General features: G+C 33.1%; 11 protein-coding genes. 8 read left to right on the top strand and 3 right to left on the bottom strand.

Translation table 11 applies throughout. The annotated features are described in order from the left end of the window. Positions 1 to 60: 60 nt before the first annotated feature. Complete coding sequence (locus OOK82_RS03440; RefSeq protein WP_010405218.1) at positions 61 to 201, top strand: hypothetical protein; 141 nt, start codon at positions 61 to 63, stop codon at positions 199 to 201. A 630-nt stretch (positions 202 to 831) separates the two neighbouring features. Further along, a complete protein-coding gene (locus OOK82_RS03435; RefSeq protein ID WP_264375903.1) occupies positions 832 to 1,140 on the top strand; it encodes a transposase in 309 nt (102 codons plus the stop codon). 130 nt (positions 1,141 to 1,270) lie between these two features. On the opposite strand, the gene secA is transcribed toward OOK82_RS03435, so the two are convergent. Beyond that, on the bottom strand, positions 1,271 to 3,922 hold the full coding sequence (secA, locus tag OOK82_RS03430) for a preprotein translocase subunit SecA (protein ID WP_010405317.1): 2,652 nt from the start codon (positions 3,920 to 3,922) through the stop codon (positions 1,271 to 1,273). 225 nt (positions 3,923 to 4,147) lie between these two features. On the opposite strand from secA, the gene OOK82_RS03425 reads away from it, so the two are divergent. The 4 genes from OOK82_RS03425 to OOK82_RS03410 all read left to right on the top strand — a co-directional run bounded on the left by OOK82_RS03425 (position 4,148) and on the right by OOK82_RS03410 (position 9,012). Further along, entirely contained in the window at positions 4,148 to 5,170 is a 1,023-nt protein-coding gene (locus OOK82_RS03425) for a hypothetical protein (protein WP_264686554.1), read from the top strand. Between the two features lie 172 nt (positions 5,171 to 5,342). Beyond that, the gene (locus OOK82_RS03420; RefSeq protein WP_264686553.1) at positions 5,343 to 5,987 is read left to right on the top strand and encodes a hypothetical protein; all 645 of its coding nucleotides are present in this window, start codon (positions 5,343 to 5,345) and stop codon (positions 5,985 to 5,987) included. A 260-nt stretch (positions 5,988 to 6,247) separates the two neighbouring features. Then, the gene (locus tag OOK82_RS03415; protein ID WP_264375900.1) at positions 6,248 to 7,408 is read left to right on the top strand and encodes a porin; all 1,161 of its coding nucleotides are present in this window, start codon (positions 6,248 to 6,250) and stop codon (positions 7,406 to 7,408) included. Positions 7,409 to 7,671: 263 nt separating this feature from the next. Continuing rightward, positions 7,672 to 9,012, top strand: a complete 1,341-nt coding sequence (locus OOK82_RS03410; RefSeq protein WP_064085792.1) for a DNA recombination protein RmuC — start codon at positions 7,672 to 7,674, stop codon at positions 9,010 to 9,012. Between the two features lie 32 nt (positions 9,013 to 9,044). Here the strand turns inward: OOK82_RS03410 and OOK82_RS03405 are convergent, their stop codons facing one another. Then, positions 9,045 to 10,151: a D-alanyl-D-alanine carboxypeptidase family protein gene (locus tag OOK82_RS03405; protein WP_010405178.1), complete on the bottom strand. Its 1,107-nt coding sequence runs from the start codon at positions 10,149 to 10,151 to the stop codon at positions 9,045 to 9,047. Between the two features lie 649 nt (positions 10,152 to 10,800). Between OOK82_RS03405 and radC the strand changes: the two genes are divergently transcribed. After that, on the top strand, positions 10,801 to 11,481 hold the full coding sequence (gene radC / locus OOK82_RS03400) for a RadC family protein (protein WP_264375899.1): 681 nt from the start codon (positions 10,801 to 10,803) through the stop codon (positions 11,479 to 11,481). Between the two features lie 337 nt (positions 11,482 to 11,818). Here radC and OOK82_RS03395 read toward each other — a convergent pair whose 3' ends face one another. Next, positions 11,819 to 13,051, bottom strand: a complete 1,233-nt coding sequence (locus OOK82_RS03395; protein WP_264704456.1) for a hypothetical protein — start codon at positions 13,049 to 13,051, stop codon at positions 11,819 to 11,821. A gap of 155 nt (positions 13,052 to 13,206) precedes the next feature. Between OOK82_RS03395 and OOK82_RS03390 the strand changes: the two genes are divergently transcribed. After that, positions 13,207 to 15,279 carry a heme lyase CcmF/NrfE family subunit gene (locus OOK82_RS03390; RefSeq protein WP_458694684.1) on the top strand — a complete coding sequence of 691 codons (2,073 nt, stop codon included), beginning with the start codon at positions 13,207 to 13,209 and terminating at the stop codon, positions 15,277 to 15,279. Positions 15,280 to 15,289: the final 10 nt, after the last annotated feature.

The raw sequence follows: 15,289 nt of genomic DNA, 5'->3' as shown, positions 1-15,289 counted from the left end.
CTGCAAAAGGTAATGATAAAATGATGAAAGAGGAATAAGCAGATAGAGTAAGGTAAAAAAATGAGCTTTAGTTACTACAATATAAAGAAACACCCAAGAAATTTTCGTAATATAACAGGCTTAACTGTAGAAGAATTTGAAAAGGTGATAGAAAAAGTGGGGAACGTTCAAAAAAGTGTGTCAAGCCGAAAAGAAAAGTAATAAATTGATATAAAAAATGGAGGTTTGAAATGAGTCAAGCAAATAGAACTACCGGATTAGTAGACTATAAAGAACTAGAATCAAATATTTTATCATCTATAGCTAACCCAAGAAAGGTTTAGCTATATGGCAAAATTGGTTAGAATGGTATAATAAGTAATGAGAAAGAAGAAGATGCCAAGTCCATATAGTGAGGATCTGAAAGAACGTGTTCTCAAAGGAGTCGATAAAAAAACAATGACGATAAAAAAATCAGTCAAATATTCAAAGTGAGCATAAAACCAATATATTTGTGGAGGAAAAGGAAAAAAGAAACAGAAACCATCTTCAGGCTATCACAAAGGATATGGTCATAAGATTAAAGACTTAGATAGATTTGCCAAATTTCTGAATGGAAATTAAGATATTAGAATTGAAAAGATAATTGAAGAATTTGGTAATATGTGTAGAAGCACAGTATATAACTACCTTAGCAAAGTAAACTATACATATAAAAAAAACTTTTCTTTATCGAGAAAGAGATAAAGAGAAACGCAAAGAGTTCATAAAAAAAGTAGAAGAAATAAATAAAGGAAACTTGATATACATAGATGAGTCTGGAATAGAGGACAATGAATTTTATGAATATGGGTGGTCTCAAAGAGGCAAGAGGTTATTTGCCCAGGGTTTAAAAGAAAGAGGGTAAGCATAATTGGAGCACTGAATGAAGGAAAAGTTAAAGCATCATGGATAATTGATGGCTACTGCAACAGGGAGATTTTTGATGCTTATGTAGAAAATGTACTTGTTCCTGTATTTAAACCTGGACAGACTATTGTTCTCGACAATGCGAGCTTTTATAAATCTGCAAGGATGAAAAATTTGATAGAAAATATTGGGTGTAAAATTTTGTTCTTGCCTCCATACTCGCCAGATTTAAATCCGATTGAGAAGTTCTGATCAAGCACGCCATAAGAAAGGCTCTACAAACCTTTTGGCCCAATATTAATTCGGCTATTGATTTTGTTTTTTAGTGCTCGGGCAAATCTTACTTCGGTTAGCTATAGCAGCTATAATGTGCTTGCAACAACTAATTCACTACGGCAACTGCACCGTGACAGTGTTTGTATTTTTTTCCAGAGTTACAAGGGCACTTGTCATTTCTTGAAACTTTTGGAAGTCTGCTATTTTTAGTAGAGCGTGACCTATTGCCTATTTCTTGATTGTCTAGCAACTTAAAGTGCGCTAGGCGGTGAATGGTAAGCTCCCCCCACTTTTCAAGCATCGACTCAAACATTAAGAAAGCTTCGCGTTTAAATTCATTCAGTGGGTCTTTTTGCCCCATGGCACGCAAATTTATGCTTTGTCTTAGGCTCTCTAAGACCGAAAGGTGCTCCCTCCATAAATGATCAAGTGTCATGATCATCACTTGTTTCACTATCGTATTCCACAAATCTGTAGTTTGTTGACTATTGAAATATTTTTCTTTCTCAGTAAAAAATTCTTGTATCTTGTCATTTATATAATCCAAGGCTTCTTGTTTATTCAAAAACTCTTCTAGATTAAGCGTTATCCCGTATCTTATGTGGAATTCTTTTGCAATATCTTCAACATAATCTTCGTAATAACCACTTTGTACTATACCTTCTATTATATCCTCATTTACTTCACTATATACTTCAACTAAATCATTGATTTCATTGTTTAAAATATGATTTCTCTGCTTAAAAATAACTTTACGTTGATTGTTGATTACATCATCAAACTTTAGCAAAGACTTCCGCACATCATAATTTCTAACTTCAACTTTCTTCTGTGCTTTTTCAAGTGCTTTATTAATCCATGGATGATGAATAGCCTCGTTGTTCTTTAGTCCCACTTTTTGCAAAAAATTCCTCATTCTATCAGAACCAAATATCCTCATTAAATCATCTTCAAGTGATAGAAAGAACTTAGAAAGTCCAGGGTCACCTTGGCGGCCAGAACGTCCACGTAATTGATCATCTATTCTCCTGCTTTCATGCCTTTCGGTTCCAATAACACATAAGCCACCAGCTTTTATAGCAATTTCCTTATCTTTTTTTACTCTTTTGACTATTTCTTGATATTTTTTTTCTCTTTCATCAGCATTTTTTATTTTCTCGAGCTCTATTTTTGCAATCATTTCAACATTTCCACCAAGCTGAATATCAGTTCCACGTCCTGCCATGTTTGTTGCTATAGTAATGCTGCCTGGTATTCCAGCTTGCGCTATTATATACGCTTCTTGTTCATGATAACGAGCATTCAATACTGAATGCTTAAGAGAATGGCTTTTCAAAAGATCGGAAAGTTTTTCAGAATTTTCAATACTCACAGTGCCAACAAGCACTGGTTGAAGGCGTTTGTGACATTCCGCTATAAACTTCAATACAGCACTAAATTTTTCTTTTTCTGTGCCATAAATTTCATCATCAACATCTATTCTTTTAACAGGCACATTAGTTGGAATTTTTACTACATTTAATCTATATATATCACGAAATTCTTCTGCCTCTGTTGCTGCTGTTCCTGTCATACCAGAAAGTTTGTTGTACATACGAAAGTAGTTCTGAAATGTGACTGATGCTAAAGTTTGACTTTCATGCTGAATTTCAAGATTCTCCTTTGCCTCCAGTGCCTGGTGAAGACCATCAGAATATCTCCTACCTTCCATCATGCGCCCAGTAAACTCATCAATAATTACCACCTTACCGTTTTTCACTATATAATCTTTATCAGCAGTAAACAGCTTATGTGCACGAAGTGCTTGATCTATATAATGAGTCAGTATAATATTGCTAGTATCATAGAGCGAGGAATTTTCAGGAATGAGGTTATACGATTTTAGTAATTCCTCCACTCGTGAAATGCCATTTTCAGTGAGGAACACTGCTCTACTCTTTTCATCGACTTCATAGTCAGAATCAACTAATTTGATTACTATTTTATTGATATGCTTATATATCTGATTATTTTCCTCAAGTGGGCCAGAAATAATGAGCGGAGTACGCGCTTCATCAATCAGTATGGAGTCTACTTCGTCTACTATTGCATAATTGAAGCCTCTCTGAACCATATCTTCTTGAGAAAATTTCATATTATCTCGTAGATAATCAAAGGCAAGTTCATTATTTGTTGAGTATACGATATCTGCGCTATAAGCCTTTTTTCTCTCGTCGTCTGTCAAATTATTTGTAATAAATGCAACAGAAACTCCAAGAGAATTATATAATTTACTCATCCACTCTGTATCTCGTTTTGCAAGATAGTCGTTAACAGTTACGACGTGCACACCTTTTCCTTCTAAAGAATTTAGATATGCGGCTAAAGTTGCGACGAGTGTCTTTCCTTCTCCTGTTTTCATTTCTGATATCATGCCATTATGGAGAACCATGCCACCAATTAGCTGAACGTCGAAATGCCTCATGTTAAGGAATCTTCGTGATGCTTCTCGTACAACCGCAAATGCAGGTACGAGAAGGTCATTTAGTGTTTTTCCATTTTTCAGTTCTTGTTTTAATTCCGCAGTTTTACTAGCAAGATCCTCATCAGATAAGCTCTGCATTTCTTGCTCTAGCGCATTAATCTGCTGAGCAATTTTTCTGAAGGATTTTATTATCTTCTTGTTCGTTGATCCAAATATCCTTTTTATAAAAAAAAGTGACAACGTAAAGATGAAGAATATAAGAATAGTTGTTAAAACTAACGTAGAGTCTGGCATAAACTTAGGTAAAGTTTTATTTAATATGAGATTATATTACTAAACGTAACCTGCGGCAATTAGATTCAGAAAATCTTTATTTACAAACTAAGCAAAAGATTCTTGCAGATGAAATGTAAAAGAGTCTATTTATTTTATTAAATATTATAATTAATAATTAAACTTTCTTAATAAATTATTAAAATAGTGTTAAGCTACATGTATAAAACGGTTAGTGGAGTTACAATGTTAAGCAATATTATAAAAGTAAAATTAGAGGAAAATAGTTGTCCTTTTGAAGAATTAGAAGAATTTTTTGCTTCATTAAAATTTGGTACAAAAGGGTTTAAAGATTCTTCAATAAAATTAGTTTGCCAAGTATTGGAAGATTTCACCTTAATTCTACCAAGAGAGGCAGTACCTAATTCTTTCGCTTTGAAGCTTTTATCTTTGCTTAGTAAGGGAAATGAGCTAGCTTTACCTATTATATTAAAATACCTTTCTTGCAGAACTGTATTTAAAGATTTTGGTCAAAAACTACAGGATAAAGTGGATCAAGATATAAAAGGACAAAACGATTCTAAAATTTCTCAGGAGATTGAGTTATGCAAAAAAGACATTTTAAATCTTCTCAATGGTGGTAAATCAGTATTAGACGTTCAATTGAAGCAGCGGTATAAAAAATACTATTCGTTAATAGATAATGAGATTGAAGAGTTAAAGACTCAAATTTTAAAAGAACTAGAAGATTATATTAGCAATACTAACGTTAATAAAATGTATCGAAGCCTTAATAATAAAAAGAAAAACGAAGAATCATTAAAAGAAGTAGCGTTAGGATCTTGTTCATTGGGTGGAATTTGCGTGTTAATATTTTTTTCACTTGGTTTTTTTATTTTTTTGGCAACAACCATTGACCCACCTGCTCATATGAGTATGTATAAAGTAAAGGTTTTTAGGTGTATAGGAGCTTCACCTTTAGTTTTTGTAGCATTAGCACTAACAGTAGCAGGTGTAGCTTACTTAACAAGTTGTTATCTAAATCATAGTTTTACAAAAGAAATACAAGACTATATAGAGCAACCAATAAAATGTATGGATAAGGCAACTAATAATAAAGAATTAGACAATTTTCCTTCTGACAATTATGAAAAAGTACAACCTTCAGCACCGCTTGAGGAACTACTACCTTCATACGAAGAATCGTGTTACAGTATTTTAGGTTATATTCAACCATCTAATCCAATACAGCAAAATAAGTTGTTGTAGTGAAGGTATAAAGAGAATAAGCAAAATTATATTTGTAATTTTGATTCCTTTATCATGACTTAGAACATGCAGCAACATGACGATTTTTCTATACTTTATCAAGTATATTAATGGGTAAATGAATTTTAATACAATCTTATTATACTTATAAATACGTTATATGTGAGAAGATATGGAAGATTTTATAACTGAAAGAAGGAAAGATGATGCTGTGATATCTGTTTGTCAGGATAATGAGAAAAAGAACGTATTAATCTTGGGACTCAATCAAGCTGCAAGGAATTTATTAAAATGTGAGGGAGAGAATTTACTTAATAAGCCGTTAATCAATATTTTAAGTAAAAGAGCAGCTGAAGATATGAAAAGCTATTTGGAGTATACTGAAGATGGGCGCGATTTGCCCGATATATTGCCAAAAGTGATAGGCTTTTCTTTAATCGACGCTAAAGGAGAAGATATAAAAACAAAGGTAAAAGTTTTTCGCACAACTCAATTTACTAATAGCAAGATTAATTATGAGCTATTGATACGTGACATTAGCCTGTTTCATAAGCTAGCAATGTTTAGGGATAAATATCTGATGGGTAAGAAATATAAAAAACACAACTTGTTTGATATACCAGACAATAATTCAACGATTTTGGAGTTATATGTCATATTGAATTTTGCCTTTGAATATCAAATTAATGCAGTTATAGGAATAATAGGCTTCAATAATAAATTTAATGAGATAAACGATGCATTGAGTATGATCACAGAGCATTTTTATAAAAATTGCCGTAGTGATGATTTTCTAGGATTTATTGATGAGAACTAAGGTGCTTTTTATTTTGATTAACTGTGATGCAAAGAACACATCTAAAATAATTAGTCGTATATATTCTACCATTAATAAGCAGTTACTAAAGCGAAAGTTACCAAGTATATCAATTATTTATGGAAATATAATTCAAAAACATAGTGTGAAGAATGCTTAAACGCTTTTGTCATTAATTGGTTTGTAGTATCTAAGTTCTACACAATATAAGAATTGTTTTTTATTTCTATTAAGCTTATATTAAAAATTTAAGCTTAACTATGAGGTTACTGATCAAACTATTTTCATTATTATTCGTGGTAGGGAGTGTCAATGCTAGGGTAATTCTAGATAAGGAGATATTTTATGCAGAACTAGATGGAAAAATAGATTTAAGATTTGGCTACGCTTTCAACAGAGATTCTTTTAGCTCTACAAAAGACAAGACCTCAAGCTATTCAGACCTGCGCTTGCTTTATTTACAGCAAGTTTATCCAAATACTAAAATGGGTTTTGATGTTAAGGCAGGAGTTTCTGGTATTGCAAACTTAAAGGCACTAGACATAGAAAAGTTAGAAATGGAGAAGTGGTATTTTATCATAAAGAATCAGGAGTTTGGATCATTTGAATATGGTAAAGGAAGTTTAGTTAGTCAGAGTATGTTAATTAACACTTCAAAAATTTATACAGCTGCTGGGGGAATAAATGGTCATTGGACAAACTATGCAAATCTGCGCGGTAATGGAAAAAAAGATGATGACCCTGGGTATGATAAGGACAAGGTATTTTGGGTAAAACCCAATGTTTACAGCGACTATAATGGACTAGAGCTGAAGTTAAAACAACCAATGATAAACTATATTTCTCCTGAAATTCATAACTTTCAACTTGGATTCAGTTATGTTCCAGGTAAAAATAATTTACAATATAATAATTTAATAGCCGCTGGTCTTTCCTATAAAAATGCCCTATCAGATGAAATAAATTTTACTACTGCTTTGACTGGTGAATTTGCAAGGGAAAATTTAACTGATTGTACAAACAAAAATTCTAGCGATCTTCAGTGTCATAATCAATTACTACACTGGAATTTTGGTGTGAAACTAAAGCTTTTTGAACTTGATTGCATTTTGTCGTACGGGAATGGTGGTAAATCTGGTGAGAAGCGTAGTCATGAAACAAATAATATGCATTATGTAAATGCAGGTATTGCTTATCATTCTGATTCTCGTAAAGTGAGCTTAACATATTTTAATAGTGTTAGGGATATTGCAGACAAAGGTACAAACGAATTAACATCACAGGCTTTCAGTCTTGAATATCCATTAGCTGTTGGTACTTCATATTACTTTGATATTGTAAGATTTAGTACTAAGGAGCTTGCAGTGGAAGATAATAACTCCGGATATGTGCTTTTGGCCGGATTGAAGCTAAGTTTTTAGTGAAGTAACTGGTATGTAAGTATTGTAATAATGAGAGTAAAATTGAGTTGTTAATATATGTGCTATTTGATATTATAAAAATAACTATTACATAAGATTTTCAATAAAAAGACATTCTGTTACTAATCCAAGTGTAGAAGAAAACGGTTATTAATTAGCAAACCAAGCCCTTCAGTAAGCGCATCTCTTCAGGTGCTCTTTTTTTCTTTTTTATATATAAAAAAATTAGATAGTATTGTGAGTGCGGTTTTTTCTGTGTTCTGATGCTTTTCAATTCTATAGCTTTTGTATTGAATTTCCTTTTTTTACTACTATTTCTCTATATTGTTGTAAGAAAGAACAGAAAATTTAGTGAGAATCTTGAGAAGAATTTACTTAAAGTAGAACATGAACTTCAAGAGGCAAAACAGTCTTTAGTAGATAAAAATAAGGAAATAGTTGATTTGAAAGTGAGGAACGCAGAACTTGAAGTAATTCTTCAAAAAGAGCGTGAAGAAAAGAAAAAGGAAATAGAATTACTAACAAAAGCAGAGGAGAGGCTTACGAACACTTTTAAAGCACTTTCTCTTGATGCTCTTCAGGTAAACAATAATAATTTTCTGAACTTAGCAAAAGAAGTGATCGATAATAAGCTAAAAGAAACAGAAAGTGACTTCAAAAAAAGGCAAGCAACGATCAACGAAGTTATCACTCCAATAAAAGAAAAATTAGAAAAATTCGACAGTGAAATACGTGAGCTAGAGAAAGAGAGGGTAGGGGCCTATGAAGGTTTAAGGGAGCAAATTGGAGCATTAATGAGTCAAACCTCTAACCTTGCTAACGCCCTGAGGAAACCTCACATTAGGGGTAAGTGGGGTGAAATGCAGCTCAAAAGAGTGGTAGAAATGGCGGGAATGGTTGAATATTGCGATTTTTTTACTCAAGCTTCAGTGGTTGATAAAAATGAGGATAATTTGTTACGTCCTGATTTAATAATAAAAATGCCATCAGGAAAGCAAATAATAATAGATGCTAAAGTGCCACTTGATTCTTATATGGATGCTATGTCACAAAATGATTTGCAGATACAAAGGGAAAAGTTGAAGAATCATTCTCTGGCGATAAAAAAACATATAAACGATCTAGGCAGAAAGGAATATTGGAACCAATTTGAAAATACGCCAGAGTTTGTGGTGCTTTTTTTAACAGGAGAAGGGGTTTTCAGCGCAGCACTAGAATGTGAACCAGCTTTGATAGAAATTGGAATAGAAAAAAAAGTAATTATTGCAACACCAATCACTTTAATCGCGCTACTTAGGGCAGTAGCCTATGGATGGAAGCAAGAGATGATAGCTGAAAATGCAAAGAAAATAAGTGAACTAGGCCATATTTTATATGAGCGAATCTGCACAATGGGCGAAAATTTTGATAATTTACGCAGAAGCTTAAAAAGTGCTGTTGATCATTACAATAAAACTGCTGGTTCGCTTGAGGCAAGAGTGTTTCCTGCTGCCCGAGAATTCAATAAGCTTGGTATACATGCAAAAAATAAAGAACTCACTGCTGCAAAAGAGTTGGAATCTTTACCACGCAGTTTACATGCTGAGAGGTTGAAAGTAGATTAGTATTTCAGGTCTCCTTAACTTACATTTGCTGATTAAAACAACTTTCTAAAAATTTTTTTTATATAGCTCAATTTCTGCACATCATTTGCTGCATAAACAGGTATAGTTTGTTGCTCAGTACCAGGTATTTCTACAAAAATTTTGCCCACTTCTTGACCTTTTTTAATTGGTGCGGGTACCATATCTTTATACTCAATACGCACTTTAATTTTATCATGTAATCTGCGGTTATAAGTTATGGTAACATCGTTTGCAACTGTAACGGGCACTTTTTTATCTTTTCCATAAACAATATTTATTTCTTCAACTACGCTATCCTTAGCAAATATTTTCTTGGTGTTAAAATGATTTAAGGAATATTGTATTAGTCTTTTTGCTTCCTCTATTCGCTCTTTCTCGGTGTCCAAACCATTCACGACAGCAAAAATTCTTCTATCGTTCCGTTTTGCAGATGCTATAATGCCATAACCACCAGCACTTGTATGACCTGTCTTTAGACCATCAACTCCAATATCATGGAAAAGTAAAAGATTTTTATTTTTTTGTACAATATCGTTATATGTCAAATATTGTTCAGAGAATAGATCATAGTATTCAGGAAAATCAGTAAAAATCCTTTTTGCCAGTGTTACCAAGTCTTTTGCGCTCATAAAATGGTTTTCATCTGGCCACCCGCTTGAGTTAACAAAATGACTATCATTAAGATTTAAATCTTGTGCAACTTCATTCATTTCAGCAACAAAATTCTCCTCTGATCCTGCAATACCCTCGGCTAGCGCTATGCATGCATCATTACCTGAGGCAATTGTAACTCCTTCAAGTAGTTCTTTTACCGTAACAAATTGACCTTCTTTCAAAAACATAGAAGAGCCTTTCCTTTCCCATGCTTTTCTACTTACTCGAAATTTATCTTCCATTTTTATTATTCCAGCTTTTAGATAATCAAAAGCTACATATAAAGTCATCAATTTGCTCATTGAAGATGGGGCCATTTTTTCCCTGGAATTGTGTTCAAAAATGAACGAGTCTGAAGCTAAATCTAAGACAATTGCTTGCTTTGCTTTGGTTCTAAACTGATATGAGTATGAGTAAAAAGGAAATATAAAAATTAATAGCAAAGTTACTAATTTGCTTAACATATTTATAATTTTAAATTTATAGTGTACTAATTAATAGTATGATTTTGCACGAGCATTTCAATAGATCTCTCGCATAAAACTTCCTTGACAAACTGCGCCAGCCCCCTTATTATGACAATAAGAGTATTTATCCTTGTTTTCGATCCGCGCGGGTTCAACAACAAAAATTCAGTAAAAAACTCAGATATTTATTGGCAAATTACATAGAAATTATAGCGGCTGCATGTCTTTTTTATTTTTTCTACATTCAGCCAAAACGCGCTTATTTTAAGCGTTAGCACATTATTACAGCGCCAATTTACATTATTATAGGGTCAAAACTCGTTACACGGGGATTTTTTTGCCTTTTTTTTCGCTTGGTAAATTTCTTAACATTTACAGCTAAAGCTTCAGGCCAGCACTTGATGCTGGAAATTTTTTGAGCACAAAAGTTATGCTAGGTTTTTGTTGGTAAGAAACCAGTGTCAAGCACTGGGATGACATAGAAGGAGCACTGGGATGACATAGAAGGAGGGAGCAGGAGATGACAAGAGAGGGGCTACTTTCATTTGCTGTCTTCAAAAATTTACAATTATGCTTCATATATTTTATTAAATATTTTACTTAAAAATTCAATTTCTTATTATAAGAGATAAGCAATTCATGAATAATGAAAGATTACAAAAAAGGTCATAGAAAGCGCCTAAGAGAGAGAATTATTTCAGATAACGGACAATCATTACTTGATTATGAGATTTTAGAACACATTTTATATTCAGCATATAGTAGAATTGATGTAAAGCCAGTAGCAAAGAGTTTGATAGAAAATTTTGGTAGTTTAAATAAGGTTTTTAATGCCGATTTAGAAGCACTGCAGAATATCGAAGGAGTTAGTAATGCAGCTATATCTGCTATCTTTTGTGTTAAACAGGCTTTTGTTCGTTCTGCACGAGAAGAAGTAAAGGACCTACCTATAATCAATAATTGGGAAAAATTGCTTGATTATTTAAAAGCAAGTATAGGAAGCCTTAATAAAGAAAATTTTCGCGTTATCTATATGAATAAAAGATATCGTCTAATAGCAGAAGATCTACAAAACTTTGGTACAATAGATCAAACTCCTCTTTATGTTAGAGAGATCATAAAACGCGCTCTTTTGATTGGCTCAACATCGATTGTAATATCCCACAATCACCCAAGTGGAGATATACAGCCTTCAAGTAGCGATATGTTTCTCACCAGACAGCTTGCAGAAGCTTGCAAAAGCATAGGAATAGAATTAATAGATCATATTATTATCACATTTAGTAGCTATTTTAGTTTCAAGGAAAATAGGCTTTTATTAGAGTAGATCTAAAATTGCTTTTGCCATTTTTCTTATTATGGAAGTATAGCTCTTCTTATAATAGTCCGAACGGAGGTAAAAACGTCTTTATAGCTATTATAAGCCAAGAGGCCAGCAGTATGTTATTATGACCTGTTCGGATTATTGTGAGAAGAGCTATAAAGCTATACATGAGGTGGTTGCCAGTGGAACAAAAATTTTCCTTCTGGAAGACAATGTGTGATTTAGATGGCGTAATAGTGGCAAATTGAAAGAAATACATGGTATTTGCCACTATTAGAAATCTCCTGTTTTGATAAGACTTATGAGGTCTTTATTGGTTTTTTGAATTTTGTTGAAGCACTCACATGCTTACTCTAATATTTTGTTCACAGAGCCTAGTTAGCTCAATTTCAACGTTAATTTGTGAAGCTCTGAGTTCTGTTAGGGGATTTTCTGGTTGAATATCTAGCTTATTCTGTATGTTCGGTAAACAAATTAAAGCCGAATCAAAAATTTCATCATACTGCTCTGCTTCATGCACACAATTGATTATTTCCTTCACATCTTGCGGCGTATCTTTTAATATTGCTCTTATTTGGTTTAGGTTTTGACGAATTTTTTCCTGATATCCAGCAATTCTCTCTTGATATATATCAATCATTTTTTGACATGAGGTGCCTCTAAATGGGTGTTCTGCTTTTTCCTTTATGTAGGAGCTCTGAAAATTTTTGCAATTAAGGACTGCTTCTCTACATTTTTTTATGTCACTAATTATACTGGTTATTGACTTACTTGCTTTCTCATGCTCTTCTTTTTTGATTATACATTCATTCTTTGTTTGGCTCATTTTATCATACAGATTTCTGCATTCTTTATATGATACCAGCGGTTGTAGTATTCCTTCCTCTACACCTTTATTATAAAAATTCTTCAACTCATCGCTTGATAGTATTCGTATAGCATCTTCTCTTTTACCTTGTGATTTAGGATACTTTTTGTTCAGTGAACTAATATAATTTAATAGGAAACTCTTAGTTAAATCTTCCTTTTTAACTTCTGATAATTTTTCTAGTGTTTCTATATATTTCAAAGTTTCCGCAAAAAGCTGCGCACCAGATATAGCAAATCCTGGCAGTGGTTTGCTCTGCGCCTTATAAAAATCGGTTTGTAAAAAATCTTCTGCTTGTTTTTTTATTACTGAAAGTTCATTGAAGGCTTTTTCTGGATTGATTTTTTTTAAAATACTAGTAGCTTTTTTAATCGCTCTTTCTCTCTTTTTATTATCTTGTTTTTCGTTTAAGATTAAGCTTTCAGCTTCAGTAAAAGCATTGCCTTGGGCACTTTTGGCAATATTACAAACAACGTTTTTTACAACTTTTTCAGTTGCTGCATAATCTATTTCCTTTGTAAAGCAATCAATAAATAGCTGCCAAATTTTTTTGTTAACGGACTTACTTGTCTTATGTTCTAAATCTTCTACATCTTTGAATCCTAAAATAGTATAGAGATTTTTTTCAATTATTGGTTCAGCATGTTGTTTTGCCACTTTACCTTTTATATTGAATAGAAATTCACTAATCTTAGTTGTGCCCATAATATTACCTCACAATATTAATGCTATATAATATAAAGTATAAAAGCTTAATGCTTAATTTTTACTTACTATTAATATAATTGAAGATTAACTTTGTTCCTATATTAAAACTTTAACTCCCAATTTATTATTAGTAATATCATTATATGAATCTTATGCCTGAATTTGGGAATATATTGTTATTGGTAGCCTGTTTGTTATCTTTAACGTATTTGTTTCTACCGTTTAGTTCTTACCGATTCGTCTCCTCTGCCATATTTTTTTGTGTGTCAGCATCAATGGCTATTTTGATCTACTGCCACATTAAAAATGATTTCTCACTTGAAAACGTATATTACCACTCACACACAACAAAACCTTTGATCTATAAGATTTGTGGTGTTTGGGGAAATAAAGAAGGGTCTATGTTGCTTTGGACCTTAGTGCTTGTCATGTATTTATTACTAATGGATATTTATATACCTTCTGTCATCCCAGTCTGGGATCCAGAAAGTTTGATTACAAATGAACACACTAGAAAGTTATATAATAAGAACTGGATTCCAGTGTCAAGCACTGGAATGACACCAGAACGAACTAATGGTAGTAAATTAAAAAAAATATCTCTTATCACCCAAGGCTTGATTTGCTTTTGTTTTTTACTGTTCACTTTACTTGAATCCAGCCCCTTCACTAAAATGCCAGGCATTGAAACAGATGGACTGGGTTTTAATCCGATATTGCAGGATATAGGCCTTGCTATTCATCCACCGGTATTATATTTGGGGTACCTTGGATTTAGCGTTCCTTTTTCGCTCTCTATAGCTGGATTAATTTTAAATACTGAAGGAAATGTTTGGGCTAAAATTGTCAGGCCTTGGGTACTTATTTCTTGGTCGCTGCTCACTTTGGGCATCAGCTTGGGTAGCTGGTGGGCATATCGTGAACTCGGTTGGGGTGGATTTTGGTTTTGGGATCCAGTGGAAAACGTTTCTTTGATGCCGTGGCTAATTGCAGTGGCGCTGACACATTTGTTGCTCGTTGTACGAAATTTCAATACTTTAAGGAATTTTACTATTTTACTTACGCTCACAACTTTTATATTGAGTGTGACTGGAACATTTCTAGTCCGCTCAGGAATACTTACCTCAGTGCACACGTTTGCAGATGACCCAAGATATGGACTGTATATATTAGCTCTACTTGGTGTAATTACAGTCAGTAGCTTAGTAATATTTGTAGTGTTTACGAGAAAGAATCACACATCTTTCCAGTATTCGATATTGGAATCTGAAAAGAAATCTGCTACTCAAGTGACAGAGGGTAGAAGATTCTTTTCACGCCTTACGATGATGCTGATGAACAATTTATTATTCATCACTGCCTTTTTCATCGTGTTTGTTGGCACTTTATACCCTACAGTGCTTGAGTATTTAACCGGTGAATTAATTTCAGTTGGAGCACCATATTACAATTCTTTATTTAACTCTATTGCACTAGCTATTCTAGTGCTCACCATGATAGGGCAATACTGCAGTTGGCAGGGAAATAGTCTATTGCCAATATTCCGTGAATATAGATTTTCATTTTGTAGTGCTGCAGCTATTTTGCCGTTTATCTTTCACATGGAGCTAATGATTGTGCTATCAATTACCATCTCCATAGCATTATTAATCTTTGTTTTAGAAGCATATAGTAAAAGAATTTGTTTATTTAAGGTAGCATTTGGTGAATCAATTTTATTAGCAAGAAGAGTTTCTAAGTCCTACTATGCAATGATGCTTGCTCATGCTGGAGTGGCAATTCTAGTGCTTGGTATATCTTATTCAGTTGGTTGGCAGGAGAAAAAAGAAAACTACTTGGGAATAGGAGACAGCATAACAGTCAATAAATTTAAAGTTACTTTACGAAATATTGAGCTAATAAAAGAAAAAAATTTCCATGCAGTGAGGGGTACAATGGATATCAGGAATTTGCTGAATAATAAGATATTAGGTGAAGTAACTCCTGAATATAGATTTTACCTTGCGGAAGGTCAGAAAAATGTTGAAAGCAGTATCTACCACAATTTATTTTCTGATATTTATGTTGTAATTGGAGAGATTGATAAGAGTAAGAGCAAAATTGCAGCTAAAGTGCACTATAAACCTGGAATGTCTATAATCTGGCTTGGATCCTTTCTTATCGCTTTTGGTTCGCTCCTTGCTGCTTTGCCTTCTAGCAAAAAAGTAGTTCCTTCAGTATCATAAAGTTTGCATT

It is taken from the genome of Wolbachia endosymbiont (group B) of Apotomis betuletana (assembly GCF_947250475.1).
Lineage (GTDB): Bacteria > Pseudomonadota > Alphaproteobacteria > Rickettsiales > Anaplasmataceae > Wolbachia.
This window is presented reverse-complemented; position numbering and strand designations above follow the sequence as displayed.

Excerpts from the sequence above, each read along its gene's own strand:
- OOK82_RS03440 (WP_010405218.1), top strand. The coding sequence starts at position 61 with ATGAGCTTTAGTTACTACAATATAAAGAAACACCCAAGAAATTTTCGT.
- secA (WP_010405317.1), bottom strand. The coding sequence starts at position 3,922 with ATGCCAGACTCTACGTTAGTTTTAACAACTATTCTTATATTCTTCATC.
- OOK82_RS03425 (WP_264686554.1), top strand. The coding sequence starts at position 4,148 with ATGTTAAGCAATATTATAAAAGTAAAATTAGAGGAAAATAGTTGTCCT.
- OOK82_RS03420 (WP_264686553.1), top strand. The coding sequence starts at position 5,343 with ATGGAAGATTTTATAACTGAAAGAAGGAAAGATGATGCTGTGATATCT.
- OOK82_RS03415 (WP_264375900.1), top strand. The coding sequence starts at position 6,248 with ATGAGGTTACTGATCAAACTATTTTCATTATTATTCGTGGTAGGGAGT.
- OOK82_RS03410 (WP_064085792.1), top strand. The coding sequence starts at position 7,672 with ATGCTTTTCAATTCTATAGCTTTTGTATTGAATTTCCTTTTTTTACTA.
- OOK82_RS03405 (WP_010405178.1), bottom strand. The coding sequence starts at position 10,151 with ATGTTAAGCAAATTAGTAACTTTGCTATTAATTTTTATATTTCCTTTT.
- radC (WP_264375899.1), top strand. The coding sequence starts at position 10,801 with ATGAAAGATTACAAAAAAGGTCATAGAAAGCGCCTAAGAGAGAGAATT.
- OOK82_RS03395 (WP_264704456.1), bottom strand. The coding sequence starts at position 13,051 with ATGGGCACAACTAAGATTAGTGAATTTCTATTCAATATAAAAGGTAAA.
- OOK82_RS03390 (WP_458694684.1), top strand. The coding sequence starts at position 13,207 with ATGCCTGAATTTGGGAATATATTGTTATTGGTAGCCTGTTTGTTATCT.